This is a genomic window from Mesorhizobium sp. M0870 (genome assembly GCF_040319775.1).
Classification (GTDB): Bacteria; Pseudomonadota; Alphaproteobacteria; order Rhizobiales; family Rhizobiaceae; genus Mesorhizobium.
The window spans coordinates 1-16,518 of record NZ_JAMYOI010000002.1 but is presented as its reverse complement, the minus strand read 5'-3'; the positions used below and the strand labels follow the sequence as shown (position 1 = coordinate 16,518).

General features: G+C 61.7%; 18 protein-coding genes. 5 read left to right on the top strand and 13 right to left on the bottom strand.

The genetic code is table 11. The features are described 5' to 3' along the window. The first annotated feature begins 26 nt into the window (after positions 1-26). On the top strand, positions 27-914 hold the full coding sequence (locus tag NKH97_RS03125) for a DUF1259 domain-containing protein (protein WP_352679079.1): 888 nt from the start codon (positions 27-29) through the stop codon (positions 912-914). 138 nt (positions 915-1,052) lie between these two features. Here NKH97_RS03125 and NKH97_RS03120 read toward each other — a convergent pair whose 3' ends face one another. Both NKH97_RS03120 and NKH97_RS03115 read right to left on the bottom strand, forming a co-directional pair. After that, positions 1,053-1,766: a HoxN/HupN/NixA family nickel/cobalt transporter gene (locus NKH97_RS03120; protein WP_352679135.1), complete on the bottom strand. Its 714-nt coding sequence runs from the start codon at positions 1,764-1,766 to the stop codon at positions 1,053-1,055. Between the two features lie 136 nt (positions 1,767-1,902). After that, positions 1,903-2,730 (bottom strand): class I SAM-dependent methyltransferase, encoded by an 828-nt coding sequence (locus NKH97_RS03115; RefSeq protein WP_352679076.1) that lies wholly within the window; start codon positions 2,728-2,730, stop codon positions 1,903-1,905. A 207-nt stretch (positions 2,731-2,937) separates the two neighbouring features. Between NKH97_RS03115 and NKH97_RS03110 the strand changes: the two genes are divergently transcribed. Continuing rightward, entirely contained in the window at positions 2,938-3,549 is a 612-nt protein-coding gene (locus tag NKH97_RS03110; RefSeq protein ID WP_352795314.1) for a TetR/AcrR family transcriptional regulator, read from the top strand. A gap of 111 nt (positions 3,550-3,660) precedes the next feature. Here NKH97_RS03110 and NKH97_RS03105 read toward each other — a convergent pair whose 3' ends face one another. Then, complete coding sequence (locus tag NKH97_RS03105; RefSeq protein WP_502895352.1) at positions 3,661-4,305, bottom strand: DUF1007 family protein; 645 nt, start codon at positions 4,303-4,305, stop codon at positions 3,661-3,663. 357 nt (positions 4,306-4,662) lie between these two features. On the opposite strand from NKH97_RS03105, the gene NKH97_RS03100 reads away from it, so the two are divergent. Next, positions 4,663-5,451, top strand: a complete 789-nt coding sequence (locus NKH97_RS03100) for a sulfite exporter TauE/SafE family protein (protein ID WP_352795588.1) — start codon at positions 4,663-4,665, stop codon at positions 5,449-5,451. A gap of 51 nt (positions 5,452-5,502) precedes the next feature. Here the strand turns inward: NKH97_RS03100 and NKH97_RS03095 are convergent, their stop codons facing one another. The 10 genes from NKH97_RS03095 to NKH97_RS03050 all read right to left on the bottom strand — a co-directional run bounded on the left by NKH97_RS03095 (position 5,503) and on the right by NKH97_RS03050 (position 15,156). Next, the gene (locus NKH97_RS03095) at positions 5,503-6,030 is read right to left on the bottom strand and encodes a hypothetical protein (RefSeq protein ID WP_352552239.1); all 528 of its coding nucleotides are present in this window, start codon (positions 6,028-6,030) and stop codon (positions 5,503-5,505) included. A 92-nt stretch (positions 6,031-6,122) separates the two neighbouring features. Then, positions 6,123-7,106, bottom strand: a complete 984-nt coding sequence (locus tag NKH97_RS03090) for an oligopeptide/dipeptide ABC transporter ATP-binding protein (RefSeq protein ID WP_352795312.1) — start codon at positions 7,104-7,106, stop codon at positions 6,123-6,125. Then, positions 7,099-8,112, bottom strand: a complete 1,014-nt coding sequence (locus tag NKH97_RS03085; RefSeq protein WP_352795310.1) for an ABC transporter ATP-binding protein — start codon at positions 8,110-8,112, stop codon at positions 7,099-7,101. The genes NKH97_RS03090 and NKH97_RS03085 overlap by 8 nt, the downstream gene beginning before the upstream one ends. Beyond that, positions 8,109-9,020, bottom strand: a complete 912-nt coding sequence (locus tag NKH97_RS03080) for an ABC transporter permease (protein ID WP_352760083.1) — start codon at positions 9,018-9,020, stop codon at positions 8,109-8,111. The genes NKH97_RS03085 and NKH97_RS03080 overlap by 4 nt, the downstream gene beginning before the upstream one ends. Before the next feature lie 4 nt (positions 9,021-9,024). Continuing rightward, a complete protein-coding gene (locus NKH97_RS03075; RefSeq protein ID WP_352760085.1) occupies positions 9,025-9,966 on the bottom strand; it encodes an ABC transporter permease in 942 nt (313 codons plus the stop codon). A 28-nt stretch (positions 9,967-9,994) separates the two neighbouring features. Further along, positions 9,995-11,557: an ABC transporter substrate-binding protein gene (locus NKH97_RS03070; RefSeq protein WP_352760088.1), complete on the bottom strand. Its 1,563-nt coding sequence runs from the start codon at positions 11,555-11,557 to the stop codon at positions 9,995-9,997. Positions 11,558-11,689: 132 nt separating this feature from the next. Next, complete coding sequence (locus tag NKH97_RS03065; RefSeq protein ID WP_352760091.1) at positions 11,690-12,130, bottom strand: YqaA family protein; 441 nt, start codon at positions 12,128-12,130, stop codon at positions 11,690-11,692. A 9-nt stretch (positions 12,131-12,139) separates the two neighbouring features. Then, on the bottom strand, positions 12,140-13,462 hold the full coding sequence (locus tag NKH97_RS03060) for an MFS transporter (RefSeq protein ID WP_352760093.1): 1,323 nt from the start codon (positions 13,460-13,462) through the stop codon (positions 12,140-12,142). A gap of 66 nt (positions 13,463-13,528) precedes the next feature. Continuing rightward, positions 13,529-14,866 (bottom strand): cation diffusion facilitator family transporter, encoded by a 1,338-nt coding sequence (locus NKH97_RS03055; protein ID WP_352795306.1) that lies wholly within the window; start codon positions 14,864-14,866, stop codon positions 13,529-13,531. Positions 14,867-14,874: 8 nt separating this feature from the next. Then, positions 14,875-15,156, bottom strand: a complete 282-nt coding sequence (locus tag NKH97_RS03050) for a metal-sensing transcriptional repressor (protein WP_352760098.1) — start codon at positions 15,154-15,156, stop codon at positions 14,875-14,877. A gap of 103 nt (positions 15,157-15,259) precedes the next feature. On the opposite strand from NKH97_RS03050, the gene NKH97_RS03045 reads away from it, so the two are divergent. Then, a complete protein-coding gene (locus tag NKH97_RS03045) occupies positions 15,260-15,649 on the top strand; it encodes a hypothetical protein (protein WP_352795304.1) in 390 nt (129 codons plus the stop codon). A 48-nt stretch (positions 15,650-15,697) separates the two neighbouring features. Beyond that, positions 15,698-16,432 carry a HupE/UreJ family protein gene (locus tag NKH97_RS03040; protein WP_352760103.1) on the top strand — a complete coding sequence of 245 codons (735 nt, stop codon included), beginning with the start codon at positions 15,698-15,700 and terminating at the stop codon, positions 16,430-16,432. The last annotated feature ends 86 nt before the right edge of the window (positions 16,433-16,518 follow it).

The window sequence follows — 16,518 nt, the reverse complement described above, 5'->3', positions numbered from 1 at the left end:
GGGGGCTGATCACAAGGAGAAATCCCATGCATGCAAAACTCGTGACCGGAGCAATGCTGATTGCGATGTCGGCGCTGCTCCAACCGGCATCGGCGGCACCCGATTGGCAAACAGTCGCACAGGCGCTTGGCAAATCCGGAGCCGAAATGCCTGGCGGTGTCTATCGGGTGGGCTTGCCACGAACCGACCTGAAGGTATCGCTCGATGGCGTGGCCCTGAAACCAGGATTTGCGCTCGGAGGCTGGGTCGCGTTCGAACCCATGGGGAAACAGGCCATGGTCATGGGTGACATCGTCTTGACACAGGACGAGGTGAACCCGGTCATGATGAAGCTTGAAGAAAGCGGCATCGAAATCACCGGGTTGCACAACCACTTGCTGCGTGCGGAGCCGATGACACTCTACATGCATGTCTTAGGCCAAGGCGACCCGGTCACGCTCGCAACAGCACTTCATGCCGGATTGGCGCTGAGCAAAACACCAATGGGAGGCGGCGCCCAACCGCAAGCCGGCCCACCGATCGAGTTCGACGCCGCCGCTGTCGACCAAACCATGGGCTACAAGGGTAAGGCCAATGGCGCGGTCTATCAGTTCACTATACCGCGCGCCGAGCCGGTCGAGGAAAATGGAATGGAAGTGCCGGCGGCCATGGGCTCGGCCATAGCGATCAATTTCCAATCGACAGGTGGCGGCAAGGCGGCGATCACGGGTGATTTTGTGCTGACGGCAAAGGAGGTCGATCCGGTTATCAAAGCCATGCAGGACGACGGCATCGAGATCACCGCGCTGCATAGCCACATGCTCGATGAGCAGCCCCGGCTCTTCTTCATGCATTTCTGGGCGAACGATGATGCACAGAAGCTGGCGAAAGGTCTGCGCGCAGCCCTCGACAAAGTTGCGGTCAAGAAGAGCTAGGTCGGCCTCTGGCGAGCTTGCAACGCGGCTCGGGCAAACGGTCACGCTGAGTTCGGACGTATGGCGCTATTGCGCCGTCCAGCCCGCCATCCATCGGCGAGGCCACGCTTTGCGTCCGGCTGTCTGCTTGAACGTCTTTCAGCGCGCAGAGATTTGCCAAATGGCTACACCGGCGAGCACAAGGCCTGCCCCGCCTTCGATGGTCCGAGAAATGATATCGAACAGGCGTGGCCTGCTGTCGAAAAAATGCACGAGACGCTCCCGAAACAGGATCGACAACACGGCTACGCAAGACAGCGTCAACGCCACGCCGACCATCATGGTGATTGCGAAGAGGATGCCGGCGACCGGAACGCCTCTGGATATCGCGAAGGTCATCACAAAAAGCGTGAGTGGACACGGGATCAAGCCCGCCATGACGCCGACGGCTTCACCTTCATGCTTGTGGTGATGGCCATGGCTCAAAGCGCGCCAGAGCATCCAGACGCCGATCAGGCCGAGCAGGCCGCGACTGACATCTTCCAAAAGCGGCGCCCGGCCAACGCTACCCAAAGCAATCGAGACCAGCGGCAACGAGAGGGCTGCGATCAGCACGGCTATCGTCACATGCGTGAACGAGAGTGTCAGCGACACGAGAAGGCCGCGCGAAACCTTGGCATCCGAACCGGCCAGATACGTCGCCAGCACGGCTTTGCTATGACCTGGCGTCAGAGCATGCGCCGCACCAAACAGCACTCCCATCGGCAAGAAGGCCATGAACGCCAGCCAGTCGCCGCCCGCCGACAGCAATTTGATCTGCTCGGCCAGCGCGAGGTAGATCGTGCGCTGAAACTCGACAAGGGTTTGGAACATCATCCGCAGGTCAATTCAAGGCACATGGCGAAGACTCACTTCGGGTTTCCTGTTCAGGCAGGACACCTGCCATTGCAAGCAGGCCGAAATGGGACATGCCAGAACAGGTCGCCATGCAACTAGCGTCTGAGCATGATCACTGCGACGCTTGGCCTGGTTGGTCCTTGTTCGTCGTTGCGCGAATATAGTTCAGGTTCTTGGTACCGACGGCGCCGATATCGCTGACCTGGAATCCGCTCTCGGTCAACAGCGAGGCGACCGAATGCATATCGACATGACCATGCTTGTGGAGCCTGGGCAATCTGGACTTGCGCACCGGCCTGCCGAAATCGATGAGCAACAGCCGGCCTGCTGGCTTCAAGACGCGTGCCGCCTCGCGGATGAAGGCCGATCGAACGGGCTTCGACAGGTGATGCAGCATCAGCGTGCCGACGACGATGTCGAATTGCGCGTCTTTGAAGGGAAGCTCCTGCGCCGTCCCGTTGACGAAAGTCAGATCGAGACCGGACAGCTCGGCCTTGGCGCGCGCCCTCTCGATCATTTCGGCCGACGCATCGACGCCGGTGACGCTTCCGTCCGAACCGACCAGCCGCTTCGCGGCAATGGCAAGGGTGCCCGTTCCACAGCCGACATCGAGCATCGCTTCGCCGGGCTGGAGCTTTGCCGGGCGAAGCATGAACTCGCGAAAGCGGCCCTCGCGCCCGAGGGTCAGAACGCGCGCGAGCAAGTCATAGGCGGCCGCCCGGTGCAGGACGATGCCAATGCCCCTGTCGCTCGCGCTCTGCACACCGTTGCCGACGAGCCCCCTGTGACGCAGGCTGCCCCACAGCGCCAGTCCCGCGATCACCGCGAGGACGAGTCCGTGGAATGCCGCCGTCCAAGCGCCAGCCTGAACATAGCCCATGCCCAATTTGGCGAGGACGAGGAAGCCGGCAACCAGCGACAGTTTGGCAAGCAGAACCAACGCTATCACCCTCTTGCGCGAATGCGGTCCGTTATTGGCGTGATGATCAGATGAATGCATGTCTGGCGACCTTCTGTTTCCTTGCGGCGTGCCCAAACCCCGATTTGAGCTCCTGGACTTGGCGTATCATAATGGACACAATGTCTGGAAATGGTGTTGTCAGACACCGGACCGCCGAATGTCCGAAACCGGGCACTGCAGAGGGCCATGGCCATGAAAATCGAACGTGCGGGCGAGCGGAACACGATCGATCGACGCGTCGCGCGGACGCGCGGCCTGCTGCAGGACGCGCTCATCGCCCTGATCCCGGAGCAGGGATATGCTGCCATCACCGTCGACGACATTTGCCGGAGGGCCAATATCGGCAGGTCGACCTTCTATACCCACTATGCCGACAAGGATGCTCTGCGCAGCACGACCATCGAGGCGCATCTGCGGTCTATCGGCCGCAGGCGCGAGGCGGCAAGTCAAGAAACAGGTAGCCGCCTGTTCGAGTTCAGCCTGCCCATGTTCGAGCACGCCCATGCATTCCGACCGCTTCACCACGCATTGCTTGCAAGCAGCGGCGATACGATCCACGACGAACTGCGTGAGCGTATCCGGCGAGCCGTCCGGGAAGAACTCGTCGAGAAACGGATCGGCGATCGCGGCATGCCTGCCGAATTCGCCATTCAGTTCATAGCCGGCGCATTTCTTGCGGTGCTCGCCTGGTGGGTCGCCACCGACTTGAACCTTTCACCGACACAGGCAGACGACCTGTTCCAGAAGATGGCAGGAAAAGGCATCGGCGCCTGGGGTATGCCACGCTCCGATTCATGAAAGGTGATGGTCCTGGGGCAGCGAGCCTGATCAGCTAGATGCCAGCGCCAGGTAGATCGTTCGCTGGAATTCGACGAGGGTTCGGAACATGGCGATCAGATCGGCTCCGTGTCAGCCACACGTCAATTCAAGACGTGTCGCGAAAATCTTGCCGAGATCGGTCCCCGTCGGGTCACTGAAGAAAGCGTCTGTCAGGCTTTTCTGGTTTTGCGCTATGGCCGTGTCCGGATCGGGACGCACGACCGCACGTGAGCAGCCTTGCGGCAGACCCGCCACCGCAATCTTGTCGTCATCGGTAAAGTCGATTGCCGTGTAGAAGGTCGGATCATAGACGCCGATGCTGACTTTTCCAGCAAGGGCCAACGGGTCCTTCGGCTGCGTTTCGAACTGGACGACGAGTTGATCGTTTTCATAGCTGACGCTGAATTTCGGCGGTGGCGCCATCGTCACGTCCTTGCCGTTCAAGGTCACCATTTGAAAGTAGTTATACTCGGCCAGCGATGCGTGGACGGTAAGAGCGACTTCATCGAGTTCCTTTGCATCAAGGACAAGGTCGGAATTCTTGTCGAATTCCATCAGCACAGTGCTGGAAAAGAGGTCGTCGAAACGCCAGGAATGCCGAAGTGACTTGACCGTCCGGTCGGGACCGACAATCAAATCCAGCCTCGCCTCGGCGAAGACATGCGGATGGGCGCTCGCCGCCGCGGCGGAAGCGAGCAACAGCGCCGCGCCTGATACCATCCCTGCCAGTCGCATTTTCACTCGCATTTCATCGCTTCCGGATCAGGCAGGACACCTGGCATTGCAAGCAGGCCGAAATAGGACGTACTCTCTGCATGCCATCCATGCAGCGCGACTTATACCGGAGCGGCCACCCAAAGTCGCCCTTCAGCCAGTGGTTGAGCATGATCAACGCGATGCCGGCAGGATTGCCAGCGCTATCATCCAGATGATCCTTTGCCTATCGCTCAACTTCCTGGTCCGGATCAATGCCGAGGATGGGTCCTACCGCGCGTTCCTTGCAAACGAAAAAAAATCCGCGCCTCTTGCGAGTGACGGGCCATCGAGGATTGCGGACTGGAATTTCACACACCGTTGCTGCATATCGTCCACATGGCCGAACGGCGCGGAATACTGGCATTTGTGGTTGGCGCGGTCGTCGGTTCGCTTGGCGGACTAATTGGCCTTGGCGGGGCAGAGTTCCGCCTTCCCTTCCTCATCGGGCTGTTCCGGTTTGCCGCTCTTGAAGCGGTAATTCTGAACAAGGCCACCAGTTTGGTGGTGGTTGCGTCTGCCCTGCCCTTCCGGGCCGCTACCGTCCCTTTAGCCACCGTCGCAGCTCATTGGCCGGTCATTCTCAATCTGCTGGCCGGTAGCCTAGCCGGTGCCTGGTTCGGTGCGGGTTGGGCAACAAGGCTCAAATCCGAAACGCTCTATAAGGTGATTTCCGCACTGCTGCTGCTAATCGCCATCGTCCTAGTCTTCGGCCACGATCCGAGCGCAACAAACCTGCCGCCTTTCAGCGGGCCGGCCTTGATCATTGCCGGGATCATCGCCGGCTTCGCCATCGGCGTCGTGGCGTCGTTGCTTGGTGTAGCCGGTGGGGAACTGCTTGTCCCCACGCTCGTCCTGCTTTTCGGGATCGACATCAAGCTTGCCGGGAGCATGTCGCTTGCGGTGAGCCTTCCGACGATGATGGTCGGTTTCACCCGCTATTCGCAGGACCAAAGCTTTGGCGTAATTGCGAGGAACAAATGGTTCGTGGTCCTGATTGCTGCGGGGTCGATTGTCGGGACATGGATCGGCGGCATGTTGTTGGGCATCGTGCCAGAGAAAGTGCTGCTGCCTCTGTTGGCTGCTATCCTCGTCATCTCGGCCTACAAGGTGTGGCGCCACGAGTAGCACCGTCGGAATCACTACCCTTGGTCGCCATCGGCCGCCTGTTCACCCCGATTAATCATCGACTATCGAGCTTGCAATGATCATGCTCGACTTGATCCGGGACCTTGGCGACGTCAAATGGACAAGCTGCTTGCGATTGCCGGCAATCAATATGTAGAGTTTGGAGACGTGAGCCCCGTTTCTGTCCTCGCCGATTTTTTCCGCATCAGTCCGGGCGAAGAAACGCTCCTCGAAAGCCGCACGGTCGACATCGAACAGCCTGATTGAGCAGGTTTGCACGGCCTTGCCGTTCAAGGTGGCTTTTGTCACCGCGATCATGGTTCTGGCAGGCAGGTCGTCGCCAGTCGCCTCCCAGCCCTGGAAAGCATCTACGTCATCGACCGGAGCAAGCGCTGCGTCGCCGGACAGCGGTGTCCATCCGCGTCTCCCGGCTACAGCGGCGGTTCGCTCGAAGTCAGGCCCATGGGCAAGACAAATCGCGTGAAAAGCTTCCAACGCCAGATCGACATTATCGGCATGCGCCAGCGGCGATGTCAGCCACACAGCCGCAAACGCCAGGACAAAAAATGCCTTCGACATTCAGCGCGCCTCAGTCAGGAGAACGGAACAATCCACACGATCAAGATGGACCCTCTGGCAGTTTGGTCAAGAGAGCCAGCAATGACCCTCCTTCAGATCACCGGGCGGCGCGCGCTATCTGCAAGGTGACAGGCGGCAACGCCGCCGTGGGGCACCATCCGCAACAGGGGTTCCTCGACCCGGCAGACATCAATCGCGACTGGACAGCGCGTGTTGAACCGGCACCCCGGAGGTGGCGCGCTCGGACTTGGCGGATCGCCGGCTAGAATGATCCGGCGGCGCCCGGCTTCGATGCGAGGATCGGGAGAAGGAACAGCCGACAGCAGCGCCTGGCTGTAGGGGTGGGCCGGCTCGCGAAACAGCGGCCGGGTCACACCGGCTTCCGAAATGCTGCCGAGATACATCACCGTCACGTTCGAGCAGACTTCGCGCACGATCGCCAAGTCATGCGCGACAATGACGATGGTCAGACCAAGCTGCTTCTGCAACGACGTAAACAGGTTGACGATCTGCGCTCGGATCGAAACGTCGAGCGCGCTGAGCGGTTCGTCGCAGACCAATATGGATGGTTTGAGGGCGAGTGCGCGCGCAATCGAAACGCGCTGGCGCTGGCCGCCGGAGAGCGACCTTGGCAAACGGTCGAGCACGGTCGCGGGCAGCGCAACCAGATCCAGAAGCTCGGCGATGCGGCGGCGGCGCTCCGCCGACGAGCCGAGGCGATGGATCTGCAGCGGCTCCTCCAGCGTCTGATAGACGCTCTGCCGACGGCTCATCGACCCCAACGGATCCTGGAAGACGAACTGGACTTCGCGGCTGAACGACTTCCTGTCCGATTTCAGCCATTCGGCGCGATCCCTTCCTCCAATCAAGACAGTGCCCTCGCTCGCCTTCTGCAAACCGACGATGGTGCGCGCCAGCGTGGTCTTGCCGCAGCCGGACTCGCCGACAATGCCGTGGAACGCGCCGCGCGCGACCGACAGGTCTATACCGTCGACCGCCCTCACCGCGCCGGTGCCCGAGCGATTGGCGAAATGCACCTTCAATCCCCTGACTTCGATCGCCGCGACATCAGACATGAACGGCAATCCCTTCCCGCCGAAGCACGACCGGGCAGGCCACGCGATGCGGATTTGCCGAGATGGATATCGTCTGAAGCGGCGGTCGGTGTTTTCGGCAACCGGCTTCGACCAATTCGCAGCGGTCGGCGAAACGGCAACCCGGCTCCAGCCTGATCTGGCTTGGCGGCAGGCCCGGTATCTCGCGCGTAGCCACATCGTCGTCAGCACGAAAATCCGGCACCGATGCGAGCAGCCCACGCGTATAGGGATGGACCGGCTGGGTCAGCACATCCATCGCCGTCCCCTCCTCCGCCACCTGTCCGGCGTAAAGCACGATGACGCGGTCGGCGACGGAAGCGACCACGCCGATATCGTGCGTGATCAGAACGACCGCGATGCCGTCCTCGCGCTGGATCTGGCGAATGAGCTCCAGAATTTGCGCCTGGACGGTGGCGTCCAGCGCCGTAGTCGGCTCGTCGGCAATCAGCACGCGCGGCCGGGCCGCAAGCGCCAGCGCGATCATCGCGCGTTGCAGCATGCCGCCCGACATTTCGTGCGGATAGCGGTTGTAGCGATCCTCAGGGTCCGGAATGCCAGAGCGTGCCAGAAGCGAAACCGCTTGCCTGCGCGCAGCGTCACGCGACAGGCCGGCGAAGCGGCGCGCCTGGCGCGCCAGTTGCGGGCCGATTTTCAGCATCGGGTTGAGCGCGCTCATCGGGTCCTGGAAGATCACGCCGAAATAGCGTCCGCGCAGATCCGATAATTGCCGGGAGCCGATGCTGAGCAATTCGCTTCCGTCCGCTTGCGCCGACCCCTTCATATCCACCGTCACGCCCTCGGGCAGCAGACCGAGCGGCCCGAGCGTCATGACGGTCTTTCCCGAACCGCTTTCGCCGACGACCGCGACCGTTTCTCCAGGACGGACGTTGAACGACACCCCATCCACAGCCCGCACCGAGACGGTGGTGGCGTAGAGATCGATGACCAAATTCTCGATCGCATAGAGCGGCTGATTGTCACTCATGCTGAAGTCGTCCCGGTTTCGACGGCGTTGCGCTCGGCTTCTTCGCGAGCGCGCGCCCTTCGGCGTTTACGCAACGTCGCGCCGCGAACCGGCCGCGGCACCTTTTGCAATGCGAAAGCTTCGCCCAGAAGATTGAAGCTGACCACGACCAGCGTCAGCGCTAGGCCGGGCAGGACCACGAGCCGTGGAACCTCCTCGATGTAGCTCATGCCGTCGACGAGCATCTGACCCCACTCCGGCGTTGGCGGCGCGACGCCAAGTCCAAGAAAGCTGAGCGTAGCGATGGCCAGTACAAGAGCGCCGGCATCGGCGCTTGCATAGACGACGACCAGGGCAAGTACATGCGGCAGGATATGGCGGACAAAAATCCACAGATGGCCAGCGCCCATGACCCTGGCCGCCTCGATATAAGGCTGCTGCAACTCGGCCGTGACGACTGCGCGGCTCATGCGGGCATAGTTCGCCCACCACGCCAAGGTGAGCGCCGTGATCATCGACCAATAGCCGGTGCCCAGAATGCCGATCAGCGCCAGCGCGATCACCAGGCTCGGAAGCGCCAGCGCAATATCGATGAGGCTGATCAGGACAAGCTCGACACGTCCCCCGACGTAGCCGGCAAAGGAGCCGATCGTCACGCCGATCGCCAGTGCGGCGACGAGCACGATCACCATCGCCACCAAGGAAATGCGGGCGCCGCCGACGATGCGGCTGAGGACATCACGGCCGAGATAGTCGGTGCCGAGCCAGTGGCTCCAGCTCATGCCCTCCAATGTCGCCGAATAATCCTGCGCGCTTGGATCGTAAGGCATGATCACCGGGGCAAAGATGCCGACGAGCACAAAGCCGATGACGGGGAGCAGCACCAGCCACGGCCAGTCCTTGATATCCCTGATTGCGGAAATGTTCATCGCCTCATGCTCCCCGCGCCCGGCGCATTCGCGGATCCACAACGATGCAAATCATGTCGACAATGAAATTGACCATGACGAAGAAGACGACAAACAGCAGCAGCACCGACTGCATGCCGATGTAGTCGCGGAAGCGTATGGCCTCGATGAAGAAGGCACCGACGCCACGCAATGCAAACACCGTCTCGACGACGATCGATCCGATGATCATCAGCGTGAACTGGGCTCCGAACGTCGTCAGGAACGGAATGGCGATATTGGGCAGCGCCTCGCGCAGCAGCACCTGGGTTCTCGTGTAGCCCTTGGCGAAGCCCGTCGTCGCAAACGGCCGCGACATCGCTTCCTGGAGGTTGACCCGAGCGACGCGGCTGAGAACGCAGGCCGGGAACAGCGCGATCGTCACCCATGGCAGAAGCCATGAGGTGAAGCCGCTGGTGCCGAAGGTGGGCACCCAGCCAAGCATCACCGAAAACACGATGACCAGCAGCGCCGCCACGAAGAAGTTCGGGGTCGACGCGCCGATCAAGGAAAATGCGTGCAGGAACCTGTCCATCACGCCGCCATTGCTGACGGCGCCAGCGATGCCAAGCATAATCGACAGGATGAAGGCGAGAACGCCGCCGCCGGCAAGCAGAGCCGTCGTCATCGGAATGCGGGCGGCAAACTCCTGAGAAATCGGCTTTCCCGTTCGCAGTGAAATGCCGAAATCGCCGGCCAGCGCGCTGGCCAGCCAGCGTCCATAGCGGATCGGCAGCGGGTCGTGAAGGCCAAGCTCGTTGCCGATCCTGGTGATCATTTCGGCGTCCGCGCCGGGGCCCGCCGCACGCTCGGCAATCAGCGCCGCAACATTGCCCGGAGCGGCCGCAACCAGGGCGAATGTCAGCGCGGATGCCGCCAGGATCAATAGGCAGGCAAGCAGCATCCGTCGCAGGATCGTGCGTTTCATCGTCAGGCCTCGCTTGGGCTCGAAGTCTTCAGGCCTTCAGCGTGATCGCCTTGAACGGCAGATCATAGTCGGTCGCCGGGAGCGAGAAATTCTCCGCGCGCGGATTGTGGGCCCACAGTCGCTGGCTGACGACGAGCGGACAGATGGCGGTGTTGTCGTGGAGCCAGTCGTAGAGGGCCTGCATCTTCAGGTCGCGCTCGGCGCCGCTCGCCTCGAGCGCAGCCTTGACGACGCCGTCGAGCGCGTCGGAGACATAGATCTTGCCGTCGGGACCGCTGTCGGCGGTCGAGACGAAGGCGTTGCCCAGCGTGCCGTGCGGATCGTAGGGCGCTCCATAGGTGGTGAAGAAAGCCAGGTCGTAGTCGAAGGCCGGACGCCGTTCATGCATGGTGGCATTGTCCACCGAGGACACCTGGACCTGGAAACCGACCTCGGACAACTGGCCCTGGATCATTTCGGCGATGCGCCGCGATCCCGGCAGGGATTCTTCGGAAACCAGAAAGTCGATGGCCAGAGGAGAACCAGCCTTGGTCCAGGCGCCGCCGCTGTCGACCCAGCCGCCGTCGGCGAGGATCTTCTTGGCCACCGCCACGTCGCGCACCGGCACGTCATGCCGCTTGCCCGACGAAGGCACGTTTGCCGGGAACAGATCGGCGGCCGGGTCGGCAAAGCCCTCGAACAGCACCTTGGCGATCGCCGCCCGGTCGACCGATGCATAGACGGCGTCGCGGACGGCCTTGTCGGCGATGACCTTCGACTTCGGCGAATAGCCGAGCAGCATCGTCGCGGTGCCCGGCTCGGCCACGACCTTCATGCCGTCGCTTTCGAGCGCGCGAGCGCGGCGCGGCGACAGCGTTGCCACCCAGTCGCCACCGATGACATCGAGGTCGCCTGAGCGCAGGCCATTGGCGCGAGCGAGCTCATCGGGAACCACCTTCAATTCCATCCGGCTGAATAGCGGCTTCTCGCCCCAGTATTTGTCGTTGCGAACGAGGCTGGTGCCGCTTGAATCGTATTTTTCGACGATCCACGGACCGGTGCCGATCGGCGCCGTCTGCTTGCCATCCTTGTCGACCGCCTTGGGCGACAGGAAACGGACTGGCCGCACGATGGTGAGTTCAAGCAGTGCCGCCGGCACTGGCCGCTTCAGCTTGACCGTCAACTTGTTCGGTCCATCGGTGACGATGCTATCGAAAGCGTCGGAGATGCCGATCCAGGAAAAGTCGCTCACCCCCATCCAGCGCTTGAGGTTCCATTCGGCCGCGGCCGAGTCGAAGGCCGTGCCGTCGCTGAAGGTCACGCCTTCACGCAGATCGAAGGCGATCGAGAGCTGATCGTCCGCGACAGTCCATTTGGTGGCAAGTCCCGGCTCAAGCGCGCCGTTCTGGCCGTAGTGGATCAGCGCATCGAAGACGATGGTGTAGGTGCTCAGCGTTGAAACGTTCTGCAGCAAATCGAGATCGCCCGTCTCCGCGGCGATGGCAATCTTCAGCGTGTCGTTGGTTTCGGAAAAGGCGCTGCGTGGCATCGCGGCGGCGAAGGCAAGTCCGGCGGTGGAAACAAGGAAATTGCGGCGGTCGAGAGTGATCATGTCAGTTCCCCATTTTTTGATTGATTTTGAATCATCCTAACTCGGATATGCGATATGTCTATACTTATTCGATCTGCGTCGGCTCAAAAACAAGGTCGGAAGCGATGGTCACGGATCTGTTGCCACAAGCCGCTACATCCAATTCAGTGTCACCGCCGCGAGTGCGAGGTAGCGGCCAACCTTCGCGATCGTGACGATCGCAAGGAAGCTCCAGAGTGGCTCCCGCAGCGCCCCTGCCACGATCGTCAGCGGATCGCCGACGAGAGGCAGCCAGCTCAACAGCAGCGACCATCGTCCATAGCGCTGGTACCATCGCGTCGCGCGCGTCAGTGCGGAGGGCTTCACCGGGAACCATTTGCGGTCGCGAAAGTGATCGACGCCCCGGCCAAGCCACCAATTGACGATCGAGCCGAGCACATTGCCTGCGCTTGCGGAGACGATGAGCAGAGCCGGAGCATAGCTTTCCGTCAGAAGCAGTCCCGCAAGAGCTGCTTCCGATTGCATCGGCAGGATGGTCGCCGCCACGAACGCGGTCAGAAAAAGACCGCCATAGACGGCGAGATCGCCAGGCATTCCGGGCGCTCAGCTTGCTTTTGGCCATTGCGGGTGCCGATCATCGACGACGTAACCATGCGAATGCTCATAACCTGCTTCCGACCATACTGCGTCCCCGACGTGCCGGTCGTCCTCCGGTAGGTCGACATGCGTGTGCACGAGCACGTCCGGATCGTGTTTGGGCCACAGCCAGACCGCGGCAGACAGGGCTGCCGCGCCAATGACGCCGAGCAGAATGAACGTGAAGGGCAATCCCATCGCCGCGCCGACGCGGCCGGCAATCGGATAGGTGATCAGCCAGCAGGCATGCGAAAGTGCGAATTGGGCTGCAAACAGAGCGGGCCGGTCGACGGCATTGGCGGAACGCCGGATCAATCTGCCGGAAGGCGTCTGCGCCAGCGAATAGCCGAGGCCGAGCACGAACCAGAGCGGCAGCAGAAGATAGTAGCTGCTGGCGAGCGGCCCGGCCAGCACGCCCGCGACCAGGATCGCGGCGCCCGAAAGCATCGCAACCCGGTCCGGGACGTTCTCCAGCAGCCTCGGCAGGGCAAGGGCTGCAATCATCGATCCACCGCCGAAGGCTGCGAGCGCCAGCGCCGTATCGGTTTGGGAGAGGCCAAATTGCGCCTGCACCAGGACGACTGTGTTGACGATCACCATGGCGCTGGCCGCCGCGACGGCCAGATTGAGCGCCAGCAGGCCGCGCAATCGCGGCGTTGCCAGATAGATGCGGATTCCGCGCGTCGTGCGTTCATAGATGCCGCGCGGCTCCGAGGGTTGCGGGCTGGGCAGCACCACGGAGACGACCAGCGCCGCGGACGCCAGGAACCCGACAACCGTGCCGGCGAACAGGCTATGGAAGCTTATGACTGAAAGCAGCGCCGCCGCGAGGATGGGGCTGACGACGCTTTCCAGGTCGTAGGCCAGTCGCGAGAGCGACAGGGCCCGTGTGTAGTCCTTCTCCTCGGGCAGCACATCAGGGATCGAAGCCTGGAAGGTCGGGGTGAAGCCTGCTGACGCCGACTGCAGGATGAAGATGAGAAGATATATCTGCCAGACTTCGGTGACGAAGGGCAGGAACACGGCGACCGCGGCCCGGATGAGGTCGAGCGAAACCAGCATGGTACGGCGTGGCAGGCGCTCGGCGAACGCGGCAGCGACAGGCGCCACGCCGACATAGGCGATCATCTTGATGGCGAGCGCCGTGCCAAGCACCGCGCCGGCATCGGCGCCGGCAAGATCATAGGCCAGTAGACCAAGCGCCACGGTGGCAAGGCCGGTGCCGATCAGGGCGATGACCTGGGCCAGGAAGAGATGACGGTAGGTGCGATTGGCCAGGACCTGAAGCATATTTTGCCTTCTTGCAGCGGATTGGGGTTCGTCGAGCCAGGAATGTAGCGCGAACAGCTCCCTGTCTCAGTGGTGGTGGCCTTCCGGCTCGACCATCTTGAACGGCAGCACCTGCTCGCGACCCTTTGCGGCCAGGATCAACCTCGCCTGGAACTCATGCGGCTCAGCAGGGGCGACGGTGCTCTCAAGCCGATGATGGTTGTCAGCGACAGGCTCGAGGCGAAGCGTCTCTGGCCCGTTGGGCCGGTCGATGATCACAGTCGCTGTCAAATCATCGGCGTGCCGTTCTATGGTCAGCCGCATCCGCTCGCCGGCCGCCGTGTCGACGATTTCCAACGTCCCTTCAGCCAGATCGCAGGCGACCTTGAAGGGCTCCGGCGCATGATGGTGAGCATGAGAGGGTTCCCTTCCAGCGGCGGCCGGCGCGGCCGGGCTCATCAGGCGGACATTGGCTTCCGCCAGCGCCGGCAAATGCGCGAACAATTCCTCCTTGAGGGCTTCGGTGACGCCCAGCACGTCCTTGGCCGTCGCCATGTCCGGAACGCTGATGGCGACGTCGGCATGCAGACGATGGCCGATCCACCGCGCCTGCACGCTCTGGACGCGCTCGATGCCGGACACATGCTCGGCGGCATGATGGATTTCATCGATGATGCCGGGCTCGACGCCGTCGAGCATGCGGGTCAACACGGCTTTCGACGACTGCCAGACGATGGCGAAGATCGCCAGCGTGATCAACAATCCGACGATCGGGTCCGCAAGCGGAAAGCCCAGCCATACGCCAATGGCGCCCAGGACAACCGCCAGGCTGGTAAAGCCATCGGTGCGTGCATGATAACCGTCGGCGATCAGCGCCGCGCTGTTGATCTCGCGGCCGACGCGGATACGAAATACGGCGACCGCTTCATTGCCGATGAAGCCGATCAGGCCGGCGATGGCGACCCAGCCAAGAAATGCGATCGGCTGCGGATTGATCAACCGGTCGATCGCCTCATAGCCGGCGACGATGGCGCTGAAGAGGATGATGAGAACGATGACGATCCCCGCCAGATCCTCGACGCGACCCAGGCCGTAGGTGAATGTCTTGCTCGGTTTGCGGCGGGCCAGCACGAAGGCGATCCACAGCGGAATGGGGGTGACCGCGTCGCCGACATTGTGGATGGTGTCGGCCAGCAGCGCTACGCTGCCGGAGAGGAACACGATCACAAGCTGGAGCACTGCCGTGATGGCCAGAACGACGAATGACCATTTGATCGCCCAGATGCCGCGCGTCGTCGTGGCGATCGTCGGATCGATGACGCCATGGGTGTGGCCATGGCCGCCATCACCGTGATCATGTCCGTGGCCGCCCATGCCATGCGTCATCGGGCCGAATCCGAACCAATCGCGAACTTTGTCCATCATGGCGCTTCTCACAGGTACTTGGTGATATCTTTGAACTCGTCGATCGAGCGGCGCTGCTCGAGCGCCAGCGGTCCGACGACGTCCTCAAGGCAGTGGTTGAGGTGGTCTTGGATCAGCGTCTTCTTGGCCTGGGCGATGGCCTTCTCCACGGCATGAAGTTGCTGGGCGATGTCGAGGCACGGTCGGCCGGCCTCGATCATCTCGACGATCCCGCGCAGATGGCCGTCGGCGCGCTTCAGCCGCTTGATGATGGCAGGATGGGTTTCATGGACGTGGGGACGCTCCTTCATGCCTTGATGCTATCCCCCCAGAGAGGATATTCCAAGCCTCAAAGTGGCCTCGATTCTGGTGCACGCAACCATTCGTTAGGATTTTAGAGAATAATCGTTAAGCATGCCGAATTGGATCCATAGCGCAGCCTTTCGTCTCATCGTCGCTTTCGCGATGGCGCTCGGCATGCTGCTGTCGCCTATGGGCGGTTCGGTCTCGCACGATCCCATCGCGCTCGCTGCCGCCGAGGCCGACCGTCACGCCGAACTGGCGGGACAAATCGAAGCCCACGGGCATGTCCATGATGACGGTGCAACCGAGGAGCAGGGATCCGGCCATTCTCACGGCCACAATCCCGCCGACCACTCGCACGAAACGGCGAGCACGCTTCCGGACTTTTCGCCGGCCGTCCCTGCGGCCGGGCGGACCTGGGTGATTTATCCGCCGTCCTTGTCCGATCTGGAAGCAAGTTCCCGGCTCGATCGCCCTCCGAGACCGATCCTCACCGCATGATCGCGGCCACTTGCGCGGCCACCCTCAACGACGAAGATTGGAATTCTCATGCAAGGATCCTGCTATCAGGGCCTGCCATGCTCGCCTTGCGCGCGCTGGCGACCCGCCCTACCTGTGTTGCTCGCTCTCCTGACCCTCCCATTGTTTGGGGGAGCTGCCCTCGCCCATGCCGTGGCCGAAGGCGACAAGGGCTATATCCAGGAAATCACGGGCATCAATCTGCTGCCCTTCATCTATCTCGGCGCCAAGCACATGGTGACGGGATACGACCACATCCTGTTCCTGTTCGGCGTGATCTTCTTCCTTTACCGGATGAAGCACATCGGCATCTATGTGAGCCTTTTCGCGCTCGGCCATTCCACGACCATGCTGCTCGGCGTCTATTTCAACGTTGGCATCAACAGCTACATCATCGACGCGATCATCGGCCTGTCGGTCGTCTACAAGGCGCTCGACAATATGGGTGCCTTCCAGAGGTGGCTCGGCTTCCAGCCGAACACCAAGATCGCGACGCTGATCTTCGGCTTTTTCCACGGCTTCGGCCTGTCGACGAAGATCATCGAATACAACATCTCGCCCGACGGGCTAGTGCCAAATCTTCTTGCCTTCAACGTCGGCGTTGAGATTGGCCAGCTTTTGGCGCTCGCTGCCATCCTTATTGTCATGGGCTACTGGCGCCGGACCGACAGTTTCTGGCGCCACGCATACACCGCCAACACCATCATGATGACCGCCGGGTTTGTGCTGATCGGCTATCAGCTCACCGGCTGGGTCGTCTCCTGACCCTCCAAGTAAAGATCCCAAAAAAGGAATTCTCCTATGTACAATACCGACATCCCGACCCGCGCCGAGCTGCCGACATCCATGCA